The sequence below is a fragment of the Microcoleus sp. PH2017_08_TRC_O_A genome (genome assembly GCF_020738665.1).
Lineage (GTDB): Bacteria > Cyanobacteriota > Cyanobacteriia > Cyanobacteriales > Microcoleaceae > Microcoleus.
This window is the reverse complement of record NZ_JAEQCE010000028.1, coordinates 15,459-38,729: the sequence shown is the minus strand read 5'-3', so window position 1 is coordinate 38,729 and position 23,271 is coordinate 15,459. Positions and strand designations below refer to the sequence as shown.

Here is a 23,271-nt window from a genome sequence, read left to right as displayed (position 1 = left end):
AGAGTCTGGGTATTATTTCTTTCATCTCTAAGAAGTTAAAGAGTAATCTTTCACCATTGGTAGCGATCGCTTTTCATTTATAGAACCCATTTGACATCTTTTGGCGATCGGCTCACAACAGTCGCTCTACTGCCCAACAGCACAAAAAGAGAAATCCTGGATAGCAGATTCTAAGCTGCTGTGCATCTATATTGTAGAATATCAACATATCATATCAATTCCGGCTCCATCGGAATGATATAGAGGAGACGGCAGTGCCGTGTCCCTACCACGATCAATTGTAGGGACACGGCACTGCCGTCTCCTCATTTTGGCTGCTAATAATTCAGATGCTAACGGAATTGATATCATAGGCAAGCGATCGCCAGATATATGCCAGCCATAAACCATCTGTCTCAAGAGCCAAAAGAAAGACTAATTAAACTTTCAAAAGATGCACATTGGCATTATAATAGAGAAAAATTTTTAATTATTTTAAGAGTAACTTATGGCTATTTTGCTCTAGAAATTAGTAAGTTTATGGAGATTTATAGACCAATACGGTTCACCTAAGACAGATCCCCCCTAACCCCCCGAACCAAACAGGGTGGTTTTATTGTCGTCAGACAAATTAGGTACGTAGTTGCGCTTCAGCGCTCTTTCCTAATCTTAGAAAGAGCGCTGAAGCGCAACTACGTACCTTGTAACGAAGATTGCAAAACTAGGAAAAGTAGAATTTAGCCAACTCATGCTAATAAACACTCTATTTCTGCTTCAACACCACCAAAGTAATATCATCAAACACCCTCTGAACACCAATATACTCCCGCACATCAGCGATCACAGCTTCCCGAATTTCTGCGGCCGAAAGCTGACGATTTTCAATCACAACTTGCCACAATCTCTCTAATCCGTACTGCGCTTTATTAATATCAAAAGCTTCAGGAATTCCATCAGTATAAAGCACCACCACATCCCCAGGATTTAACTGCACTTCTGCTTGAGCAACAAAGTCGCTAATCTCGTCTACTAAGCCAATGGGAAATCCTAAATCCATCGTGTCTATGCACTCCAATGTTCCATCAGCACGCACTACGATCGTTTCCTCATGTTGTCCGCTCAATTTCAGCACACCTCCGGCATAGTCTAAGATGGCGAGAGACATATTTTTCGGGGAATCCATGCGCTGGAGATTGTCATAAAGAGTCTGATTTATAACATCCAAAAACTTTACGGGGTCTGTTTCGTTCATTTTCTGAAGCGTCCTGACAGCCGTTTGTGCCATAATCATCAACACGCCACTTTCTAAACCATGTCCGGTGACATCGCCAATACTAATCTTGACTTGACCATCCTGTTGCAATACGTCGTAGTAATCGCCACCAACTTCGTCTGCTGGTTCCATAAAGCCAGCTATTTCTAAGCCGTCAACTGCTTCTAATTCTGACTGTTTGGGTAATACCATTTGTTGCAGTTGTTTGACAATATCGAGTTCTGCACTCATACGCAGATTGTCTTGTTTCAGGAGTTCATTGAGGGTGCTAATTTCTTGATTCGCTTCAGCTAGTTGAGCCGTGCGTTCTTTGACTTTATCTTCTAAAGTGCGATACAGCAAGGCATTTTCAATCGAAATAGCAGCTTGGGAAGATAGAACTTTAAGGACTTCTAAACGTTCGATCGTAAATGCCCCAGCAGTCAAATTATTTTCTAGATACAGAATGCCGAGCAATTTGCCTTGATTGATAATAGGAGCACATAAAACCGACTTAGGCTGATTTTTTACAACATAAGGTTCACTAATGAATATACCCTCTTTGGTAGCATCTGATAGCACTATATCTTCCTGAGTTCTTTCGACATATTTAAACATCCCCATTGGCACATCGTCGCAGTCTTCAACAGCAATAGATTGCAAAACTTCCACTTTTTGTGGATCGAATTGACCAGTCGCTTCAATAGTTAACTTACCATTGTTTAATAACATCAGTAAACCTGTTTGTGCGCCTCCATTCTCCAGCACAATATTCATTAATTTTGCTAATAATTGGTCGAGGACAATTGCACCAGCAAGAACTTGGGAAGCTTTGATAACTGTGGACAAGTCTATATCTGAACTTCCTCCAGTTTTTGAAGAAGCTATCCCAGTAGCAGTAGCCTGCAAATCAGTTTTTTTCTTGGCAGATACCTTGGGTAGCAACTGCGGATATTTCTGCTCCAAATCCTCAACTTTGCGTTTGGCACCCCAAAATTGGTAGCCATAATGGGCTTTTTTCATGTAAAGTTGGGCAATTTCCTCTTTGCCTTTCCCTAACCAGAATTTAGCTGCCAATTCATTACCTAAAGCTTCATTCTGAATATACTCATTTTCATGAGCTGAAGCAATGGCGCGATCGTACAAGTCCCATGTCAATTCTATTTCTTTATTTGTAATGCGAGCGATTTCTGCCTCCACCAGTAGATATTTATGCAGGAAGTTTTCAGGACAATTATCTGCCCAAATTTTCATCTTTTGCTGACAGGCTTTAATAATTTCCCCATATTCGTGCTGCTGTGCATCGGTAGCAGTGGGATAAAGAGCCGTTAAAATTAGAGGATAGTAAAGATAATGTTCGCCTTGAGTGGGAATACCTGAAATAAAAACGATGATTTCATCGCTTTTTTTAATATATTCTAAAGCGTTTTCATAATCACCATAGAAAAATACAATTTGGGCTTTAAAGATGTTATAAGCTGCTATTCCAGGCATAAAAGATTTTTCCTCGCACATCTGGAGGCACTGCAATTCATCAAAATACTCATCGCTAAAAGAAAATTTATCCAGGGTTAATCCCTGTAAATTTAAAATGAAATGCCGCTGTAATTGCTGAATACCAGCAAAAACATTATTTTTTATTTTCTTTAGAAATTCAAGATGTTTGTTAGATTCTTCAAGAATGCTATCAAAATTATCAGAACATAGAACTCTTTGCAGAATCAAATGGTAAGAATTGTAGCTGACATAAACATCTCCAGTTTCCACTCCAGCTAGGTAGCCATTCCTCAGAAACGGAATTCCTTTTTTAAGATGGCTTCGCCAGGGATTAATCAGACCACCGAACATATTAAAAACTTTGCAAGCCAAATTAACATTATGAAATCGCTCGTTGAGCTTCATCGATAATAGACCAAATTCATAACCCACTTCATAATCAACTAATCTCGCACCTGCCAAGAATCCCCAAAAAGCATATCCATGAGCCGATACATCTGAGTTGCCGTTTTCCAGAGAAAGATTGACCATTTTTAATGAAATCAAAGCCAACAAATCTTGATCTACGAAATAAGCTGGCCCAGTAATATTCATTAAGAGAGTCATACAAGCTCTAATCTCTGGATCGAACATTTCTGGGGCATCAATTAGCTCAGAAACTTTGATATGCTCCAGATTGGCTCTGTATAACTCCAACTCTAAGTCAAGGGCAGACAAAATTTCCGATTTATCGGTTGTAGGCAAACTTAATCCCAAGGATTTTAAAGCCTCCGATCCAATGCCAACAGCTTCTACAAATTTGCCTGTATTATCATACAAAACTAAACGAATATTCTGAATTTCGGCTCTTTCTACATTAGATTTAACTTGAGTTAATATCAAGCCAAATAACTCTTCTGCTTTTTCAAAGTTACCGCATAGATATTCACATTCAGACCGTTCTCGATATAAACTAAAAGTCAGATCGTAATGCTCTTGCCAAGCATCTGTCGGCAACATCTCTATTCCCGTAGTAAAGTATTGCTCTAAAGCAGCCGCGTAAGCCGTTGAAGCTTTGGCTTTTCTCCCCGCTTCCAAGTTCAATCGTGCTAATTCAACCCGTTCCGATTCATCAGCAATTAATTCCCCAGCTAAGTTCAAATGATCGACTATTTCAAAGATTTTTCCTGGCAGTTCCTCAGCAGATAAATTCGCCAGCAACAGCCGCCCAATCTGGAGATGCACTGCTTTTTTCCGATCATCATCAATCAGAGCATAAGATGCTTGTTGTATCCGGTCATGCAGAAATTTATAATCTTGAATTAATAGGTTTTGATCTAACTCTGATGTCGGCAAGATGAATCCGGTCTGAACTGCCACAACTAGGTCGGGGAAAATTACCTCTTTGAGTTTTTCACTAACGATAGCAAGAGTGCTTAAGTGGAAAGAAGCACCTATACAAGATGCTAAACGTAAAACCTGCTGTGTGAGGGGGGGCAGTTTTTTTAACTTGCCTATCATCAATTCTACAACATTATCAGTAATATTTTGTGCTTCAATTTGGTTGATATTCCACTGCCAACTATGCTGTTGAGAATCAAAAGTTATTAGATCTTCTGCGTACAGGGTTTTGAGAAACTGATTGACAAAGAATGGATTACCACCTGTTTTCTGCATCACTAGCTCTGCCAAGGTTTTTACCGAATCAGTGTTGCTATATAATGTATCGGCAATCAGTTGACTAATATTTTCTAGCTCTAAAGGTGCTAAGGTAATATAATTGATAGTGGCTCCATCTTTGAGCAATCCATCAAGCGTCATCATCAAAGGGTGGATTGGGCTAACCTCATTATCCCGATAAGCTCCAATTAAAAACAGATATTGCATATCTGCGTCTGTCATCATCAGTTCTATTAACTTAAGTGTCGCGGAGTCTGCCCACTGTAAATCATCGAGAAATATGACTAAGGGGTGCTCTTTTGTACAAAATGTTCGGATGAAGTTACCGAAGACAATATTAAACCGATTTTGCGACTCGCTTGCCCCTAATTTTGGCACGGGTGGCTGTTCGCCGACAATCAGTTCTACTTCGGGAATTACATCAATAATTACTTGACCGTTTGCACCAAAAGCAGCTCTAAGTTTTTCTCGCCATTGTTCGAGTTGTGCTTCACTTTCAGTTAATAGTTGCCGCACCAATCCCTTAAAGGCCTTGACAACAGCCGAGTAAGGAATACTCTTTTGAAATTGGTCAAATTTGCCCGCCGTAAAATAGCCGCGCAGTCGGGTATTTGGTTTGTGAATTTCGGCTACTAGCGATGATTTGCCAATGCCAGAATAACCAGCCACTAACATCATTTCTACCCCCCTCTGTCCCCCCTTGCTAAGGGGGGATGAAAGGGGGGTTGCTACTCGCTCAAAAGCTGTCAGTAAGGCTTCAACTTCTGCCTCGCGCCCGTAGAGTTTTTGGGGAATTTGAAACTGGTCAGAAATATCTTGAGTACCCAAATAGAAATCTGATATATTTCCTTTGGTTTCTAACTGATGCAAACATTCTGCTAAATCAACTCTGATTCCAAAAGCACTTTGGTATCGATACTCAGCCGTTTTTGCCATCAGTTTCACCACGATATCTGAGATGGCTTGGGGAATTTCTGGATTAATTATATTGGGAGATATTGGCACTTTGGCGATGTGACAATGTACCAACTCCAGTGCATCCGTGGTTTCAAAAGGGAGTTGTCCCGTTAGTAACTCATAGAAAGTGACACCGAGGGAGTAAAAGTCGGTGCGGTAATCTAGGGAACGGTTCATTCTTCCCGTTTGCTCTGGTGAAATATATGCTAAAGTACCTTCTAAAACATTGGGATTTTTCAGGGTAGGGTTTTCGCGGGTTAAGACTGTAGAAATACCAAAATCAATAATTTTGAGCTGCCCGGTTTCTGGGTTGAAAATAATATTCGCCGGGTTAATATCTTTATGGACAATATTTTGTGCGTGAATACTGCCTAAAATCTCAGCCGTTTTAATAGCAATGCGAAGAAATTCCTGTAGGGGAAATGCCGGCGTGCTTGCTGCCTTACACTCATTCATCAAGTGTTTTAAAGATGACGCGCCAAAATCCTCAAGAATAATAACTAAAGTCCGCTTATAGGGTTTTAATTCATAAACCTTAATGACTCCATCAAGATTCAAATTCCGAGTAATTTCATATTCTTGTTTATAGCGGGTGAGTTCCGAAGGTGTGGGATAGTCTTCTTTGAGGAATTTGAGAATAACGGGTTGGTTATCGTCTTGGCGGATGCCTCGATAAACATTGGAGTTGTTACTTTCGTAGATTTGAGTGAGAATTTGGTAGCCGTCAAGTTTAAGCATTTTTTTTATAGTAAGGTGCTACAAGGAGTATTTCCAAACTGCGAAGATGGAAATACTCCCAAAACTTTGGCATTAAAAAGCTGAATGGGGAACTATCGCGGGCAAGATACTGCGCTATATGTGAATACTTTTCCCCTGTGGTTTTGATTTTACTCTATCTTCTTTGCCTAATCTCCTTCTGCGATCGAGAAGTTAAGCGATCGAGGTTTTGGCCAAGCATCATTCTCGCCCATAATTTTGCTGCCGATGATATTCCTGGCTGAACTGTTGTGTGATAATAGCCTTTGCTGCTTGCATTCCTGCGATCGTAGTCGCTTCGATACCCCAGAATTGAAACTATTATCGACCCAATCGCCTGTTAGGTAGAGGTTATTGAACCCGCGAGGGCGATTATCTCACCTGGAACCATCGGCGCGGAGACGAAACTGGTAGCTACCAGGAACAGACAATACATAACGCTCTGAAGGAGTAATATTAATCCGCCAAAACTGAGAGTACATATGTAGCATGAACTCAAGCATCTTGAAAATGTATTCCCAGGGGGAACCAGCTTTAATATCTCGATCGAACCAAGGAAATTCATTCTTAAAGTAAGGAAAATGTAAATTCCAAGGAGCCCAACGACCATGTTTATCTTCGTCTTCAAAGACAATGAAGCTATGGGTTGAAAAGCATTAGCTGGTGTATAATCGACAAAAATATAGGGAATAAACCAAGTGTGGTGATCGACCAAAAATTTCCCTCCCTCTTATTTTCCTGCCTCAGTCAATACCCAAAACATGACCTCCCCTGTTTCAGAGAAGAAACCTTTGTCACTGCCGGGAGGTTGTGTAGAATTAATGTGCGCGATCGTATCAAATACCATCAGCACACGGTTAGCAGCAGGACGGTATTGGAATTGATCTTGGCCTGGTATATTGAGATATTTGTTGCAGAGATTCTGTAAATTTTCCGAGGTTCCTTCCAAGACAAATCCATAGAGTTTTGTCTCATTGAGAATGTAAGGGGGTGCAAAAGCCGTATCGCCTCCTCTTGTGATGTATTGAGGATAGTTGGAAAAGGTAGAATTAGTATTTGTCATAAAATAGCTCGGTAAGTGGGAAACTCAGAGACTTTAGTCCTGAGAGGGAAACGACCCGGCGGTTTCAACCGCCTTGAATCTTTCTTTATCCATTACCGCCTTGGAGTTGCTTAACTTGGTGTACTTTTGTAATGTACTTTCGGCAGGACAGTTACCGCCTCAAACCTTGCAACCCTGTACGCATAATGTTTGCTCTTTTGGAGCCTCCCTTACGGGGTAATGTTCGCCTCGACCTGGTTATAAAGGCTTGTTAGACCTGCGACACTGTTTCAGTGACTTTAAAACTGTTTAATCGCAGATGACAGAGCGGAAAACTGGCGTCGCATTCGTCGGTGTCGTGACCTAAATAACGTATCCTTTTTCAAGGGGTCTGGTCAGAACAGCTTGCAATTTCTTACAAGCTCAGTGGCGTTGATTCCCTGAGTTCCTGACATTCGTTGAATTGGTTGTTGGTTGATTTTCCGACTTAGACAGTTTAAATGATGTGAGCTATTGTGTTTTTGCCACCATCGGACGATCACTAAAATCTTTGTTGCATATTTTCCCTCCTTAACGATGAAACAGAGGTGAATTTGAGTACGGTTGCGATTTGGCGAGCGAACCCTACTATTAATTCAACCTTTATATCATATGTTTTTGAGAGTTTTAGTATTTTGTATTAAAATTTAACTATTCTTTAATATTATGGATAAACTCTCTATTCTCTTGGCTTGCGATCGCGAAAATTGGAGGCAGAGCCTCCGGATCTGCATTACCAGGCAGAGCCTAGTAACGAGTAGAACGAGTAGATAGGTCGATCGCACCGACGACTCAGAAGCCTCTAGAAACTGGTTTTTGGGGTCTTATGATTAAGTTTAACTTCTGATGATGTTACTCGATCGTCAGCTCTTATCAACAGCGAAGTTAATCTATGTCGATAATACAGATAGAGATCTGCATTAGGAGCAAGAGGAATGGGCAAAACTTCACAAAGAACTGACGATCGCGATCCTGCTCCATTTAATCCTCTAGAATTTGGGCCTTACTATCCTTATGGAGCTAATGATGGTAAAGTAACGGATAGTACAATGGCTAAAGAAATGAGTTTCTTGGGTCGCTACGGACATCCGGACGGTTCAACATTTAATGCTCAACAATTTTTAGAAGAACAACCTTCAGTATGCTTGGCAAGGTGAATTTCTCAGAGATAAACCCCATCAGCCGTGGGTAATTTTTGGGGCTCGTGACTAGGGATAGATTTATCTCGAAAATAGTCGCTCTGCGTTGACAATTATAGAAAATATTGTATCAACCGATCGCATTACTTTGCAACAAAAACTAACAGGAATTACGCAGGGACGTTATATGTAGCGTGTCTGTGTTTGGACAATAGCGATCGATCGCGCAGCGGTCTAAAAGTTGTTCGGGAGAAAATGAGAACAGAGTTTAAAGCAAGCTCAAGTTAACAAAAGATCGCGCATCCGACTGGATTAATAGACTTCATATCAAAAACATTGTGCTAGAATCCATCAATACGTAGTCGTAGGTTGGGCACAGGCCGAGAAGAGCAATCTTCTTGCAGTCTAGGGGAGGTTGTAGGTCAGCCACCATTTGGGTCTTCCCAGTTGAAAGCCACCCTGCAACATGAGCCTGGAATCTGCAACCGCAGCCGAGTGCGGCTTTCGCGGTGGGAGTGTCGCGCTAGAATTAGCATTACGAGTTAACACTCGAACAAAAACGCTCGTTGTGCGAGCGTGACCTCAAAACGGGCACATAGCAGGTGGGAATAAACCATGTTTGAACGCTTCACAGAAAAAGCAATAAAAGTAATCATGTTGGCCCAGGAAGAAGCTCGCCGCCTGGGTCACAACTTCGTAGGGACAGAACAGATCCTCCTGGGTCTGATTGGAGAAGGAACCGGAGTTGCAGCCAAAGTCCTCAAATCAATGGGGGTCAACCTCAAAGATGCTCGGATTGAGGTCGAAAAAATCATCGGGCGCGGTTCGGGCTTCGTAGCAGTCGAAATTCCGTTCACCCCTCGCGCCAAGCGGGTTCTAGAACTGTCCCTCGAAGAAGCTCGCCAACTCGGACACAATTATATAGGTACAGAACACCTGCTGCTCGGCCTGATTCGTGAAGGTGAAGGAGTAGCGGCCAGAGTCCTGGAAAATCTGGGAGTAGATTTGTCGAAAGTCCGCACCCAAGTGATTCGGATGCTGGGAGAAACGGCAGAAGTCGCAGCCACCGGCGGCGGAGCTCGCACTAAAACCCCAACATTGGACGAATTTGGTGCCAACCTGACTCAAATGGCGGTTGATGGTAAGCTTGACCCCGTAGTCGGACGGCAAAAAGAAATCGAACGGGTAATTCAAATCCTCGGTCGCCGTACTAAAAATAACCCGGTACTTATTGGCGAACCTGGAGTCGGCAAAACTGCGATCGCCGAAGGTCTGGCCCAGCGCATCGCTAACAACGATATCCCAGATATCCTCGAAGATAAGCGCGTCGTTACCCTCGATATCGGCTTGCTCGTAGCTGGTACGAAATACCGGGGGGAATTTGAAGAACGCCTCAAAAAAATCATGGACGAAATCCGCACGGCGGGTAACGTGATTTTGGTGATTGACGAAGTGCACACTTTGATCGGTGCTGGTGCGGCTGAAGGGGCGATCGACGCAGCGAACATTCTCAAGCCAGCTTTGGCAAGAGGCGAACTCCAGTGTATCGGCGCTACAACCCTCGACGAGTACCGCAAGCACATCGAGCGCGATGCCGCCCTAGAACGCCGCTTCCAGCCCGTGATGGTCGGCGAGCCCACCGTTGACGAGACGATCGAGATTCTGTTCGGTTTGCGGGAACGCTACGAACAGCACCACAAGCTGAAAATTTTGGATACAGCCCTGGAAGCTGCCGCCAAACTGTCTCACCGCTATATTTCTGACCGCTTCCTCCCAGACAAAGCAATTGACTTGGTAGACGAAGCTGGTTCGAGAGTCCGCCTGATCAACTCCCAACTGCCGCCCGCAGCTAAGGAACTTGATAAAGAACTCCGCCAAGTCCTGAAAGATAAAGACGAAGCGGTGCGTTCTCAAGACTTTGACAAAGCAGGTGAATTGCGCGATCGAGAAATGACGATCAAAGCCGAAATTCGCGCGATTTCCCAAGCCAAAAAAACTGACTCGGCCCGCACCGGCGAAACCGACCCTTCGCCAGTAGTTACCGAAGAAGATATCGCTCAAATCGTCGCAAGCTGGACGGGCGTACCGGTCAACAAACTGACTGAATCTGAATCCGAAAAACTGCTGCACATGGAAGATACCTTGCACCAGCGCTTGATCGGTCAAGAAGAAGCAGTGAAAGCCGTTTCCCGTGCCATCCGCCGCGCTCGCGTTGGCTTGAAAAATCCCAATCGCCCGATCGCCAGTTTCATCTTCTCCGGGCCCACAGGCGTCGGCAAAACCGAACTGACGAAAGCCTTAGCCGGCTACTTCTTCGGTTCCGAAGACGCCATGATTCGGTTGGATATGTCCGAATACATGGAACGTCACACCGTCTCCAAACTTATCGGTTCTCCTCCTGGTTATGTCGGCTACAACGAAGGCGGACAACTGACAGAAGCAGTTCGTCGTCGTCCTTACACCGTCGTGTTGTTTGACGAAATCGAAAAAGCCCACCCCGATGTCTTCAATATGCTCTTGCAAATATTGGAAGACGGCCGCTTAACAGATGCCAAAGGTCGTACCGTGGACTTCAAAAACACGCTGCTGATCATGACCTCCAACATCGGTTCTAAGGTCATTGAAAAAGGTGGCGGCGGCCTCGGTTTCGAGTTCGGCGACAACCAAGCTGATGCTAATTACAACCGCATTCGCTCCTTGGTTAACGAAGAACTGAAGAACTACTTCCGCCCAGAATTCCTCAACCGACTTGACGAAATTATCGTCTTCCGTCAGTTGAACAGGGAAGAAGTCAAGGAAATTGCCGTTATCATGCTCAAAGAAGTGTTCGGCCGCTTGACAGAACAGGGAATCACTCTGGAAGTGACCGAAAAATTCAAGGAACGGCTAGTAGAAGAAGGCTATAACCCCAGCTACGGAGCCAGGCCCCTGCGCCGCGCGATCATGCGGTTGTTGGAAGACAGCTTGGCTGAGGAAATCCTTTCTGGCCGCATCAAAGATGGCGATATCGCTGTTGTAGATGTGGGCGACGATGGAATTGTCAAGGTGCTGCAAGGTCAAAAACGGGAATTGCTGCCCCAAGGCGCTGAGTAAGTGCGTTGAGTAAGTGCGATCGCGAGTAAAGTTTTAAGATCGCAAATTGCGCGATCGTAAATAACTCAAAATCAGCATATAAAAAAGGTAGAGAATCTTAATTCTCTGCCTTTTTTATGAATAAGAGTCAATAAAATTATAGGAGGAGTAAATGACATCTGAAGAAAAGAATTTTGGTACAGAAGTAGCAGAAAACCTACCTGATACTTCGACTTCGCTCAGCACAAGCCCGTGGTGGCAAAAAGCGTGGAAATCGCAGCGAGAAAATCTTCAGATTGTGATTATTGCTTTGGCTTTAGCAATAGTGATTCGAGCGTTGGTGGCAGAACCGCGCTTCATACCCTCAGATTCTATGGTACCAACTTTGCGCGTGGGCGATCGCGTCGTAGTCGAAAAAATATCCTACTACCTGGAACCTCCAAAAACTGGTGACATCGTAGTATTTGCGCCGCCGGAACAGTTGCAAGAACAAGGCTTTACCGCAGACCAAGCATTTATCAAGCGGGTAATTGGCTTACCAGGTCAAACAGTAGCTGTGAAAAAAGGTCTAGTTTACCTCAACGACAAACCCCTCGTTGAGAAATATATTGCCGAACCTCCTAAATACCAGTGGGGGCCTTATGTCGTCCCGGAAAATCAATACTTCGTGATGGGAGACAACCGCAACAACAGTAACGACTCTAGCAGGTGGGGATTTTTACCTAAAAAGAATATCATCGGCCGGGCTGTATTGAGGTTTTGGCCACTTGAGCGTATCGGACAAGTTTGAAGAAGTCAGTTGACAGTTGACAGTTGACAGTTGTCAGTTGTCAGTTGTCAGTTGTCAGTTGTCAGTTGTCAGTTGTCAGTTGTTATTGCAAGCCCAATGCCATAAAGACCCCATGCCCCATCCCTCGACTTCGCAATTCCCAATTCCCAATTCCCGATGCCCATGCCTTATCCTGTACGGAAATTTCTACTGATTTTTGCGCCTTGAGCGGTAGAGAGTTCCTCCGGCAACTGATAAAATAGTACCAAAAGCAGCGGGATTTCCCGCCTAGATCAAAATCACTTCAATATTAAAAATTAGGAAAGCTATGGGATTTTTTGATTCAGAAATTGTTCAGCAAGAAGCCAAGCTGTTGTTTGAAGACTATCAATCTCTCGTCGCACTAGGCGGGAATTACGGCAAATTCGATCGCGAAGGCAAGAAGATGTTCATCGCTCAGATGGAATCAATGATGGATCGCTACCGTATTTTTATGAAGCGCTTCGAGCTGTCTGAAGACTTCATGGCTCAGATGACTGTAGAGCAGTTAAAAACACAGCTAAATCAATTTGGCATCACGCCCCAGCAGATGTTTGAGCAAATGAACTCAACGCTGGAGCGGATGAAATCTGAACTGGAAAAGCAATCATAAGTTGACAATTGACAACTATCAACTGTCAACTGTCAACTGATAATTAACTAGCAGCCGGGAAGTCCCTCGGTGTATTTAGAGGGGATGAATCTCAATTGCTACGCTCCGTACCCCGACTAAATTACCGTAGGGATGAAAGGCTCGTCGGTCGGAGGAACACCAGCCCGACAATTAGACTCAGTTACCGCAAATCAATCTTTGGGAGAGTCTTGATTCTCAATATACTTCCTAAGTATGGAGACGGTAACACCTCGGCAAGAAGCAATAAAATACGAACTGCTCCACAAAACATCTTTACGATAAAACTCATTCACCCTTTCAGGGAATTCACTCTATACTGTGGGAAGGTCGAAAAAAAGGAAGTTTTCATGCAACTGACGTACAAATACCGCCTCAAACCTACGAAAGCCCAACTAGCAACAATTTCGACTCATCTAGAGCTTTGTCGCCGGCAGTACAACTACCGATTGAGTGAAAGATTCAGATGGTGGGAGTCCACAAGAACGCCTGTCAATGCCTGCCCTTTAATTGCTTCCATAGTGCCTGTTGAGGAAATTTACCAAAATATTCCTCTGACTAGAGTGCAAACTAGAGATGGCAGAAAGAAAGATGAATCAGGCAATCCTTTGACCAGGAAAGGTGATGTTTTCTCGAATATTGAAGGCGGATACGTGCAGTGGCAAACCATCCAGTTAGCCGATCTAAAAAATACTAAAAAGCTATTTCCTGATTACAAAACTTTGAATTCTCAAGTTTTGCAGGATGTGATTAACCGAGTGGAAACTTCCTTTTCAAATTTCACCACACCCGACAAAAATGGCAATCGTAGAGGCAAGCCCCGATTTAAAGGATTTCACTACTACAAATCTTTTACTTATCCTCAATTAGATAATTTAGATATCGCCAAGGATGAGCAAAATAGGATTTGCATTAACCTTGCCAAAATAGGTCAAATACCGATGGCATTCCATCGTCCAATACCAACAGGATTAACGGTTAAGACGGGGACAGTTATTAGAGAAGCGGACGGGTGGTATATTTCCCTGACGCTAGAAGATAAGACGGTTCCCGTGCCGGTTGCAGAAATTCAACCGACTGATGAAAACACTCTTGGTATTGACTTGGGAATTACTAATTACGCTTACCTTTCTAATGGCGAAAGAATTGAAAATCCTAGATTCTTGAGGAAATCTGCCGAGAAATTAGCAAAACTTCAGGCGAAGCTAGCTAGTAGAGTCAAGGGTTCTAAACCTTGGCAAGTTATAAAAAGCAAGATTTCTAGACTGCATCAATTTGTAGCTAGAGCGAGACTTGATTTTCAATTCAAGACGGCACATGAATTGTTTCGTAAATGCGATGTTTTGGTGGCTGAAGATTTGAGTATCAAGAATTTGACAAGACGCGCTAAAACTAAAACCGAGATCGACAATGGTAATTTAGTTTATTTGCCAAACGGTCAATCTGCCAAAAGCGGCTTGAATAAATCAATGCTTGATGCTGCTCACGGTCAGTTTGCTAATGTTCTCAAGTATGTTGCCTGGAAATTGGGTAAAAATCTTTTGTTTGTCGAGCCGAAGGGAACTTCTCAGTATTGTTGGAATTGCCTCAATAAAGTACCAAAAGAGTTATCGGAAAGATGGCATTCTTGTCAGTGCGGTGAGTCTTTGGATCGAGATGAAAATTCAGCCAAACTTATCAAGAAAATTGGTCTGAGCGATCAAAGTGGCGGGGGAACTCCGTCACTCAAAAAAGCCTTTGCAAAAAAGGAAAAAGAAGCCTGCGGTCTAACTGTACTCAGTTGACCGTCAGGTTCGTTCACGGTCGTTCAAAAGATGAAGCAGGTTTGAAATCTTCTTCAGGAACGCCCTGCAAAGCTTGGCTCATAAAATCGCGCCAAACAGGGGCAACGATTGTACCGCCAGTAGCACCGTAGCTCATCGGTGTGTAATCGTCGTTGCCTATCCAAACAGCCACCGACAACTGCGGCACGTAACCCACAAACCAGATATCCCTTTCTGAGGAAGTTGTGCCAGTTTTCCCAGCAGCGGGCCTCCCAATTTGGGCAGCCTTGGCAGTACCGTTGTAAATTACTCCTTGCAGGGCGCTGTTGACGGATGCCGCAGCCCAGGCGTTGAGAACTAATTTTGGTTTGGGCGTGTTGTCAAGCAAGACGTTGCCGCTGCTGTCGGTGACTTGCACGATAAATGTGGTGTCGGAATGCCAGCCGTTGTTGGCGAAGGTAGCAAAAGCTCCGGCCATTTCTAAAGGAGTGAGGTCAACTGCACCCAAGGGTAAAGAAACTACGGGTTCCATGGGACTTCTGATGCCGAGCACCCGGCAAATTTCAATTACTTTATTCAATCCGACTTCTTGGCCGAGCTTGACAGCGGGAATGTTCAGTGATACTTCCAAAGCTCTGCGGATGCTGACGGCACCGGAGAAGCCGCCGCCGTAGTTTTGAGGGTAGTAGTATCCGTCGCCGTCGCGGTAGCCGACGGGGGAGTCGTAGACAACTGAATCGGGGCCGTATTTGCCTGTAGCAAAGGCAGCGTAGTAGATGAAGGGCTTAAAGGAAGATCCGGGCTGGCGGCGTGCTTGAATGGCGCGGTTGAATTCACTCTTTTGGTAATCGACGCCACCAACCATTGCTTTGACGAAGTGGGTGCGGGGATCGACGGCTGCTAGGGCAATTTGACCTTGGTCGCGATCGTAAAAAAGTCCTTGATAGTAAAGTCGATCGTGCCACGCTTTGACGGTTTCTTCGGCGATGCGCTGTAGTTTGAGGTCGATCGTAGTTTGAACGCGCATTCCACCCTTGAGGACGGCATCTCGCCCAAAACGCCGTGTCAACTCCTGGACTACGGCTTGTGTGACGTAAGGAACTTGAGAGCCGCCAAAAGAAGTGATTTTGCCCAGCTTAATTTTTTGCGCTCGGGCGCTTGCTTCTTCAGCTATTGTAATCCATTTGAGTTCTCTCATCCGGGTTAAAACGATTTCCTGCCGTTCTTTTGCCAACTTGTAGTTGACAAAAGGACTGTATTCTTCGGGAGCGGAAATTAAGCCGGCCAGCATCGCTGATTCTGCAAGGCTCAAATTCTCGGCTGACTTGTTGAAATAGCTTCGAGAAGCTGTCTCTACGCCGTACAAGTTGTGACCTAAATAGATTTGATTTAGGTACAGTTGCATAATTTGGTCTTTGTTAAGAATTTGCTCCAAGCGGATAGACATTACCGCTTCAGCTATCTTGCGACTAAATTTTGATTGGGGAGATAGAAACAAGTTCTTGACTAGCTGCATCGTCATAGTCGAGCCGCCTTCAACGGTTCTACCTTTCTCTAGGTTGACTATGAGAGCTCTGGCTATCCCGCCGGGGTTGATACCTTTGTGGGTAAAGAAGTTGCTATCTTCGATCGCCAGAACAGCCCGTTTCAGGTTCGGGGAGATTTTTTCAAGGGGTACGACATCCCGGTTAGCTTCATCGTGGATGCTGGCTAGGGGGCGGCCGTTGATGTCATAAATGTGGGTAGTTTCGGTGGGAGAGTAGGTTTGCAAGATGCGAACATCTGGCAAATTGCGGAAGCTGATCGCTAGGCCAACCAGTCCGCCGGCGACTACGGAACTGGCAAGCATTGTCATGCTGAGTATGGTTCCGGCGGTCACTTTGCTGACTGACTGAACAAACTCGAATACAGGGGCTGGGTTTTCCGTATTTTTGCGGACTGCGTTGGTTGACACGTGGATTTCACTTCCTCACTCGATTTGGGGTTTAAGACTTTTAATTTTAGATGGCAAGGCTGGAGGCTGTCAGTTGATCGATTTTAGATTTTAGGTTTTAGATTTTAGATTTTAGATTTACTCCACTGATAAATTTAGGAGTTTGAACCTTAGTCTAAAATTGTGGGATGTCCACAACTCCTGTCGGGGCTGGTATCCGTTTCTGGATGGGTTTGCTAATAAAAGCTGGTCAGCTTTGGGATTATAGTAGCTTGATAGTTGTGTGTTTATGTGTCAATCAGTGAGTGTAACTAATTCTGCTGCACTTTTGCAAAATATAATGATGGACGATCGCTCTTTTATGATTTCTCCTAACTTTTCTGGAATTTACCGCGGCATCAGCGAAATTTTTCCCGATCGACCTGATTCTAGCAACCCTGACGAAAATCTGGCCCAACTGCTGGCAAATGTCGATCGACCGTTGCGAGTCAAACTGGGAATCGACGCCACAGGGGCGAACATTCACTTGGGACACAGTATTTGCTTCCGCAAGCTGCGAGCTTTTCAGGATGCAGGCCACACGGCGGTACTGGTCATCGGAGATTTTACCGCAAGAATTGGCGATCCGACTGGGAAGTCGGAGACGCGCGCTCAGTTGACAGCCGAACAAGTGGCGGAAAATGCCAAGACTTATTTAGACCAAGTGCGTCCGATTCTAGATTTTGACACGCCCGGACGTTTGGAAATTCGCTATAACTCCGAGTGGTTGTCAAAATTGGACATGGCGAAGATTTTGGAACTGCTAGGCACGATGACGGTGCAGCAGATGCTCGCTAAAGAGGGATTTGATAACAGGATGCAGCAGGAAAATGCGATTTATTTGCACGAGTTTCTATATCCAGTAATGCAGGGTTACGATTCAGTAGTGTTGGAAGCCGATGTGGAGTTGGGGGGAACTGACCAAAAGTTTAATATTGCGGTGGGAAGAGATTTGCAGCGGCATTTTGGGATGAAACCGCAGTTTGGTTTGCTGATGCCGATTTTGATCGGGACTGACGGCGTGCAAAAGATGTCGAAGTCTTTGAATAATTATGTCGGTTTGTCGGAAGATCCGCTGACGATGTATTCTAAGTTGGAGAAAATTGCCGATCGCTCGATCGCCCAGTATTTCGAGCTATTGACAGATTTGCCACTTGATGAATTGCCAGAAAATCCGCGCGAAAAACAGAAACTTTTGGCTGTGGATGTGGTAAGTCAGTATTTTGGGAAAGCAGCGGGCGATCGGGCACAACAAGATGCGATCGCGCTAATCAAAGGTGCGGCGGGACAAGCTGATGCTGTGGCGGAGTTTTCTTTAGCAAGCGTGGAGTTTCCGGCCAAGTTGTTTTATATTCTGAGTGCTAGCGGGCTTTGTAAGAGCAGCGGCGATGCACGGAAGTTGATGCAGGGCGGCGGAGTGAAGTTGGAGGGTGAGAAAGTTTCGGATGTTAATCTTACCTTTGAATCACCAGGTGATTTATGCGGTAAAGTTTTGCAAGTAGGCAAAAATAAGTTTGTCCGCTTAGTGGATTGAGTTGGGATTTGTTAACCGCCATTGGTGTCAACTTAAGTCTATAACCCTTGATAAATCTCGCTTTGCTCCGAGGCCAGATCCCCCTAAATCCCCCTTAAGAAGGGGGACTTTGAGAATACTCTTGTCCCCCCCTTCTTAAGGGGGGTTAGGGGGGATCTAGGCCCGAACCTCAAACAGCAGTCTGTGACTACGTTTGATGTTTTGACACCAATCTACTATGAAGTTCTTACTACGAACGGTACTATGATCGCAGATAAAATTATTGTTCCTTTGGATGTCCCCAGTCAAGAAAGTGCGATCGCCCTGATCGACAAACTGCCAGATGTATCATTTTGGAAAGTCGGTTTAGAGTTATTCGTTAGCTGCGGGCCGGCAATTATCGAGATTCTGAAAGAACGGGAAAAACGGATTTTTCTCGATTTGAAATTTCACGATATTCCGAATACTGTGGCGGGTGCTTGTCGTGCTGCTGCTAAATACAATGTAGATTTATTGACCATCCATTCTACTTGTGGTAAAGATGCTTTGAAAGCGGCACAGTCAGCTTTGGTAGAAGGGGCGGCGGCGGTTGAGAAACCGACTCCTAAATTGATTGCAATTACGCTGTTAACGAGTTTGAATTCGCGACAGTTGGCTTTCGAGTTAAAGATACCTTTAGAGTTGCCGGAATATGCTTTGCACATGGCATTGTTAGCTAAGGAAACAGGTTTAGCTGGTGCTGTTTGTTCTCCCCAAGAAGCGGAACAGTTAAGAATGAGTTGCGGGGATGATTTTTTGTTGGTTTGTCCGGGGGTTCGTCCAAAATGGGCTGATGGAGGCGATCAAAGGCGATCGATGACTCCGAAGGCTGCTTTAAAAGCTGGTGCTGATTATCTGGTGATTGGGCGGCCGATTACGGCTTCCGACGATCCGGTGGCGGCTTTTGCGCGGATTTGCGAAGAGATTGGATAAACAGAATCGATGAACACAGATCAACTTCCATCCGCGTTAATCTGTGTTTATCTGCTAATATCTGCGATCGCAAGTCCGACTTTGGCTGCTAATTTTGTCACAAATGCCGATCGCAGTATAAACGCAAGTCGGTACAGTTTGTTAGCGCGATCGCCCTGTCCGGCTGATTTGGAAGCTTTAGTCGATCGCCTGTTGCAGGATTTGCCGAGTTATGCTAACCGGGTAATTGTGCGATCGGGCTTTGCTCCTAACAATTCTAGGGCGATCGGTGACGTGCAGCGTCAAATAATTTTAGCAGGTCGCCCGGAGTTTGAACCGCTACCTTTAAATTTTGCAGAAGCACTTCCCGAAAATGCCAGTCAAGTTTTTATTACTACTTTGGAACTGCAATATCGCGGAGGAAAACGAGTCGAGATTCAGCAATATCACTGGCTGTTTTTAGCTAAAACAGAGAAGGGCTGGGAATTAGTAAAAATTGTTTCTAGGTTTGGTACAGTGGCGGATGTTAGTCCGTTGTCGTCGGCAGAAAGTGAGAAAAGCGCAATTGCTGAGGCGATTCGTTTGTGGTTGCGAGATTGTCATGCAAAATGAGAAAGTATCAAGGGTTGAGAAGTTCATACACCAACACATACAACTCGAAAACCACAGTCATGATAGTCAAATTCCGGCGTATTGAAAAAGCGAAAAGCAGAACGGCAATTCCTCGGATGGTAAAGCCACGACCCCCCGCGCAGCACCCTTGCTATTTTATTATTTTGAGATTTTACTAATAATTCAATAGAATTTTGATAGCGATTATCATTACATTTTTCATCCCAGGCGCTACCATCAGTTGGTGCTCCGTAATAGCTACCGTGCCAGGGGTCAACGCACCACTCCCAGACGTTCCCGTGCATATCATATAAACCAAAAGCATTGGGAGAAAAACTGCCTGCATCTGTAGTTTGTTCTCGATACTGACTTTTTGGTGAATTATTGTAAGAGTAATTACCGTTATAGTTAACAATATCTGTAGTAATTGTTTCACCAAAATAGAACGGTGCAGTCGTACCAGCACGACAAGCATATTCCCATTCTGCCTCAGTGGGCAAGCGATAATTGCGTCCAGTATGTTTAGATAACCTAGCACAAAATTCCACCGCCTCATACCAAGAGACATTTTCTACTGGTAGGTTATTGCCTTTGAATTTAGAGGGGTCTGGGTTGAGATGATATTGAATTTGTGGCAATTTAGCAACGGCTTTCCACTGTGCTTGTACGATCGCATATTTTCCGAAAAGGAAAGGTTGAATTGTGACAGGATGTTGAGGTTTTTCTTTATATTGGCTTTCTGCTTCAATGTCTGGCGCACCCATTGTGAAGGTTCCACTGGGAATTCCTATCATTTCTAACTGCACGCCATTTTCCAAGTCTTCAGTAAAGGATTTGAAGTAAGAGGCTTTTGGTTTAAATTTAGCTGATATTTTATTAGCTGCTGCTGAAGAATGAACGGGTTTTGCTGGCGGTAGTGGTGCTAATATTTGATTGGGTAATACTGAGATTGAATCAACAGCTTGCAATACTTCTCCTGCTGATTGATAGCGCGCACCAACTGGAAATAGTATCATTTTATCTAAAATTTTTGCCAAGTCCTTGTTGAGATGAACTGTCTTGTTTTTCCAGTTCCATTGCATTTGCATCGGATCGAAAAGTTCATCAAACAAAATTCCATTTATCTCTTTCAGGAAACATCCGGTTAATAACCGAATGCAAGTTACACCAAGACTGTACAAGTCACTCGCTGGAAAAACATGACCTTGCATTTGTTCCGGTGCCGCATAACCAGGAGTGCCAGTTACAGTTCCCACTTTAGTCAAAACACTACCGCTCAATTCCTTGGCAACTCCAAAGTCAATCAATACTAAAGAACCGTGAGAATTTCTAATGATGTTTTCCGGCTTAATGTCTCGGTGAATTACCTTTTGGTTGTGAACAAAATCTAATATCGGTAGCAATTCATTCAGTAATTGTTTAATTTGTTTTTCGCTAAACTTTCCCTGCTGCTCTAATTCTTTTAATAAATCCTCACCGTCTATAAATTCTTGTACTAGATAGAAGCGTTTATTTTGTTCAAAAAATGCCAATAGATCGGGGATTTGAGGATGTTTGCCTAAATCTCGCAGTCTGACTGCTTCTTGTTTGAATAACTGCGTCGCTTTCTGGATGGCGGCATTCCCTTGTAGTTGCGGGAGAAATTGTTTGATTACACAAATTGTATCGAGTCGATGTTCGTCTACGGCTTTGAATGTACGGCCGAAAGCTCCTTCGGAAATGTATTTTACTGCACGGTATCTGTCTCCGAGTAGCAGTTTGTTTCCGCATTTTTGGCAGAATTGGGTGATGGGTGGGTTGGGATGGAGGCAGTCGGGATTAAGGCATTGACTCATAATTTTTTTTGGTTTAATATTTTTAGATTAACATAATTTACCTATTTTAATACCAGTTGCCAACAAGCTACTGTTTGACGATTAGACCCTCGATCCCCCCTAGCCCCCCTTAATAAGGGGGGGACAAGAGTGAACATCAAAGTCCCCCTTTTTAAGGGGGATTTAGGGGGATCGAGACTCTGGTAAAAGCGAGATTTATCATGCTCTCTTTAACTTACTGCTTTAAATTCATCCAATTTAGCTTTTACTGCCTGCATATCTTGCCACATAAACCATTTTGGTGTTTCCGGTTCGCGGGAGGGATTTCGCAACAAGTATGATGGGTGAAAAATTGGCATACACAAACGTCCTTCCCATTCAATCCATTGACCTCGAATTTTACTAATTGGTCGCTTGTCGCTTAACAAACCTTTTAGGGCTGTAGCACCAGTTAATAAAATGATTTTGGGGTCTAAGATGCGAATTTGTTCGAGCAAGTATGGTTTGCAAGCTTCGATTTCTTTTGCTGTGGGAGGGCGGTTGTTGGGAGGGCGACATTTGATGACGTTGGCTATGAATGCGTCGGTTTCTGTGCTCAATTCTACGGATTCTAAAATCTTATCTAACAGTTTGCCCGATCGCCCTACGAAGGGTAATCCGGTTTCATCTTCATTTTGTCCGGGCGCTTCTCCCACAATCAAAATCGAGGCTTGAGGATTGCCGCGCCCGATGACGGCGTGAGTGCGGGTATTTCCCAATTCGCAGCGGTGACAGCGGTTGCAGTGTTCGCCGATTTGTTCCATGTTTTGATAGGTGCCGGCGGGAATGGGAATTTTGGCATTTGCTGGTATTGAGTCGTTTTGGAAAGCAGCACTTTGATTGCTGTCAAAAAGGCTGAGTTGCAAGTCGCTGGACATATGTTTAAACAGTTGATAGTTGACAGTTGACAGTTGATAGTTGATAGTTGATAGTTGATAGTTGACAGTTGATAGTTGATAGTTGATAGTTGACAGCGAAAATCCGATCTAGGTTTTTGCTCTAATTGTGCACCGTCAATTGTCCGCTGTTAAAGATAGAGGGGATTTTGGGGAAGCTAGAGTTATAGTTTAGATCGGGTTTGCTCGTACAGGCAAAAATATGTTCTCTAACCCGTTTTTTGACGATCGCGCCGATGCAGGCGAAAAACTGGCCGAGGCAGTTGCAGGCGAGCTCGGCAAGTTGAATTTAACAACACAGGATACTATTAAACCGATTGTTTACGCCTTGCCGCGCGGGGGTTTGCCGGTTGCTGTACCGATTGCGCGCCGCTTGGGCTGTGCTTTGGATGTGGTTGTCGCCAAGAAAATTACTCGCCCAGATAATTTGGAATTGGCGATCGGGGCTGCAACTGCTGACGGCCAGGTTCTCTGGCAAAAGCAAAATCAGCAAAATTTACGCTTGCAAAAATCAGCACTCCAGCAGGCTGAAAATAGCGCTCAATCTCTGTTGGCAGATTTGGCTTCGGGACGGCCCAATGTCAGCGCAGCGGGGTCTTTGGCGATTTTAGTGGACGATGGGATTGCGACGGGGATGACGGTGGCTGTGGCGGCCCAGGCTTTGCAGTCGCAGCAACCGATGGCTTTGTGGATTTGCGCGCCCGTCGCCCCGCCAGAGTTGATGGGATTTTTGGCCCAAATCGCCGATAAGTTGATTATTTTGGAGACTCCTCACCCTTTTTACAGTGTCAGCCGTTTTTACGCCCAGTTTCCGCAGGTGGAGACGGCGGAGGCTTTGCTGTGTTTGCAGCGACAGATTGAATGGCGATCGTGAGTTAAG

14 protein-coding genes and 1 pseudogene are annotated in these 23,271 nt (G+C 44.4%); 9 read left to right on the top strand and 6 right to left on the bottom strand.

Features of this window, described 5'->3' with window-relative positions:
• Nucleotides 1–742: 742 nt before the first annotated feature.
• Complete coding sequence (locus JGK22_RS11865; RefSeq protein ID WP_293312927.1) at nt 743–6,082, bottom strand: AAA family ATPase; 5,340 nt, start codon at nt 6,080–6,082, stop codon at nt 743–745.
• Nucleotides 6,083–6,830: 748 nt separating this feature from the next.
• The gene (locus tag JGK22_RS11860) at nt 6,831–7,163 is read right to left on the bottom strand and encodes a hypothetical protein (RefSeq protein WP_293205588.1); all 333 of its coding nucleotides are present in this window, start codon (nt 7,161–7,163) and stop codon (nt 6,831–6,833) included.
• A 953-nt stretch (nt 7,164–8,116) separates the two neighbouring features.
• On the opposite strand from JGK22_RS11860, the gene JGK22_RS11855 reads away from it, so the two are divergent.
• The 4 genes from JGK22_RS11855 (at nt 8,117) to JGK22_RS11840 (ending at nt 12,813) form a co-directional block, all read left to right on the top strand.
• On the top strand, nt 8,117–8,338 hold the full coding sequence (locus JGK22_RS11855; RefSeq protein ID WP_293205590.1) for a hypothetical protein: 222 nt from the start codon (nt 8,117–8,119) through the stop codon (nt 8,336–8,338).
• A gap of 597 nt (nt 8,339–8,935) precedes the next feature.
• Nucleotides 8,936–11,413, top strand: coding sequence for an ATP-dependent Clp protease ATP-binding subunit (locus JGK22_RS11850; protein ID WP_293176091.1), 2,478 nt, complete (start codon nt 8,936–8,938; stop codon nt 11,411–11,413).
• A 151-nt stretch (nt 11,414–11,564) separates the two neighbouring features.
• Nucleotides 11,565–12,182 carry a signal peptidase I gene (gene lepB / locus JGK22_RS11845; RefSeq protein WP_293176094.1) on the top strand — a complete coding sequence of 206 codons (618 nt, stop codon included), beginning with the start codon at nt 11,565–11,567 and terminating at the stop codon, nt 12,180–12,182.
• Between the two features lie 307 nt (nt 12,183–12,489).
• Nucleotides 12,490–12,813 carry a DUF1825 family protein gene (locus JGK22_RS11840; RefSeq protein ID WP_293176096.1) on the top strand — a complete coding sequence of 108 codons (324 nt, stop codon included), beginning with the start codon at nt 12,490–12,492 and terminating at the stop codon, nt 12,811–12,813.
• A gap of 191 nt (nt 12,814–13,004) precedes the next feature.
• Here JGK22_RS11840 and JGK22_RS11835 read toward each other — a convergent pair.
• Nucleotides 13,005–13,130, bottom strand: a pseudogene (locus JGK22_RS11835) (transposase); the annotation flags it as partial.
• A gap of 51 nt (nt 13,131–13,181) precedes the next feature.
• Here JGK22_RS11835 and JGK22_RS11830 point away from each other — a divergent pair.
• The gene (locus tag JGK22_RS11830) at nt 13,182–14,615 is read left to right on the top strand and encodes a transposase (protein ID WP_293176098.1); all 1,434 of its coding nucleotides are present in this window, start codon (nt 13,182–13,184) and stop codon (nt 14,613–14,615) included.
• A 13-nt stretch (nt 14,616–14,628) separates the two neighbouring features.
• Here the strand turns inward: JGK22_RS11830 and JGK22_RS11825 are convergent, their stop codons facing one another.
• The gene (locus JGK22_RS11825; RefSeq protein WP_293176100.1) at nt 14,629–16,548 is read right to left on the bottom strand and encodes a transglycosylase domain-containing protein; all 1,920 of its coding nucleotides are present in this window, start codon (nt 16,546–16,548) and stop codon (nt 14,629–14,631) included.
• Between the two features lie 319 nt (nt 16,549–16,867).
• Between JGK22_RS11825 and tyrS the strand changes: the two genes are divergently transcribed.
• The 3 genes from tyrS to JGK22_RS11810 all read left to right on the top strand — a co-directional run bounded on the left by tyrS (nt 16,868) and on the right by JGK22_RS11810 (nt 19,642).
• On the top strand, nt 16,868–18,100 hold the full coding sequence (gene tyrS, locus JGK22_RS11820) for a tyrosine--tRNA ligase (RefSeq protein WP_293312936.1): 1,233 nt from the start codon (nt 16,868–16,870) through the stop codon (nt 18,098–18,100).
• Nucleotides 18,101–18,343: 243 nt separating this feature from the next.
• Nucleotides 18,344–19,051: an orotidine-5'-phosphate decarboxylase gene (gene pyrF / locus JGK22_RS11815; protein WP_293205666.1), complete on the top strand. Its 708-nt coding sequence runs from the start codon at nt 18,344–18,346 to the stop codon at nt 19,049–19,051.
• A gap of 9 nt (nt 19,052–19,060) precedes the next feature.
• Nucleotides 19,061–19,642 carry a hypothetical protein gene (locus JGK22_RS11810; protein WP_293312925.1) on the top strand — a complete coding sequence of 194 codons (582 nt, stop codon included), beginning with the start codon at nt 19,061–19,063 and terminating at the stop codon, nt 19,640–19,642.
• A gap of 23 nt (nt 19,643–19,665) precedes the next feature.
• Here the strand turns inward: JGK22_RS11810 and JGK22_RS11805 are convergent, their stop codons facing one another.
• Together JGK22_RS11805 and JGK22_RS11800 are read right to left on the bottom strand one after the other, a co-directional pair.
• Nucleotides 19,666–21,477 carry a bifunctional serine/threonine-protein kinase/formylglycine-generating enzyme family protein gene (locus JGK22_RS11805; RefSeq protein ID WP_293176106.1) on the bottom strand — a complete coding sequence of 604 codons (1,812 nt, stop codon included), beginning with the start codon at nt 21,475–21,477 and terminating at the stop codon, nt 19,666–19,668.
• 209 nt (nt 21,478–21,686) lie between these two features.
• Entirely contained in the window at nt 21,687–22,373 is a 687-nt protein-coding gene (locus tag JGK22_RS11800) for a uracil-DNA glycosylase (protein WP_293176108.1), read from the bottom strand.
• Between the two features lie 220 nt (nt 22,374–22,593).
• Between JGK22_RS11800 and JGK22_RS11795 the strand changes: the two genes are divergently transcribed.
• Entirely contained in the window at nt 22,594–23,265 is a 672-nt protein-coding gene (locus tag JGK22_RS11795) for a phosphoribosyltransferase family protein (protein WP_293251551.1), read from the top strand.
• The last annotated feature ends 6 nt before the right edge of the window (nt 23,266–23,271 follow it).

Bases quoted from the DNA above. Each gene is read 5' to 3' on its own strand.
- JGK22_RS11865 (WP_293312927.1), bottom strand. From the start codon at position 6,082: ATGCTTAAACTTGACGGCTACCAAATTCTCACTCAAATCTACGAAAGT.
- JGK22_RS11860 (WP_293205588.1), bottom strand. From the start codon at position 7,163: ATGACAAATACTAATTCTACCTTTTCCAACTATCCTCAATACATCACA.
- JGK22_RS11855 (WP_293205590.1), top strand. From the start codon at position 8,117: ATGGGCAAAACTTCACAAAGAACTGACGATCGCGATCCTGCTCCATTT.
- JGK22_RS11850 (WP_293176091.1), top strand. From the start codon at position 8,936: ATGTTTGAACGCTTCACAGAAAAAGCAATAAAAGTAATCATGTTGGCC.
- lepB (WP_293176094.1), top strand. From the start codon at position 11,565: ATGACATCTGAAGAAAAGAATTTTGGTACAGAAGTAGCAGAAAACCTA.
- JGK22_RS11840 (WP_293176096.1), top strand. From the start codon at position 12,490: ATGGGATTTTTTGATTCAGAAATTGTTCAGCAAGAAGCCAAGCTGTTG.
- JGK22_RS11830 (WP_293176098.1), top strand. From the start codon at position 13,182: ATGCAACTGACGTACAAATACCGCCTCAAACCTACGAAAGCCCAACTA.
- tyrS (WP_293312936.1), top strand. From the start codon at position 16,868: ATGATGGACGATCGCTCTTTTATGATTTCTCCTAACTTTTCTGGAATT.
- pyrF (WP_293205666.1), top strand. From the start codon at position 18,344: ATGATCGCAGATAAAATTATTGTTCCTTTGGATGTCCCCAGTCAAGAA.
- JGK22_RS11810 (WP_293312925.1), top strand. From the start codon at position 19,061: ATGAACACAGATCAACTTCCATCCGCGTTAATCTGTGTTTATCTGCTA.
- JGK22_RS11805 (WP_293176106.1), bottom strand. From the start codon at position 21,477: ATGAGTCAATGCCTTAATCCCGACTGCCTCCATCCCAACCCACCCATC.
- JGK22_RS11800 (WP_293176108.1), bottom strand. From the start codon at position 22,373: ATGTCCAGCGACTTGCAACTCAGCCTTTTTGACAGCAATCAAAGTGCT.
- JGK22_RS11795 (WP_293251551.1), top strand. From the start codon at position 22,594: ATGTTCTCTAACCCGTTTTTTGACGATCGCGCCGATGCAGGCGAAAAA.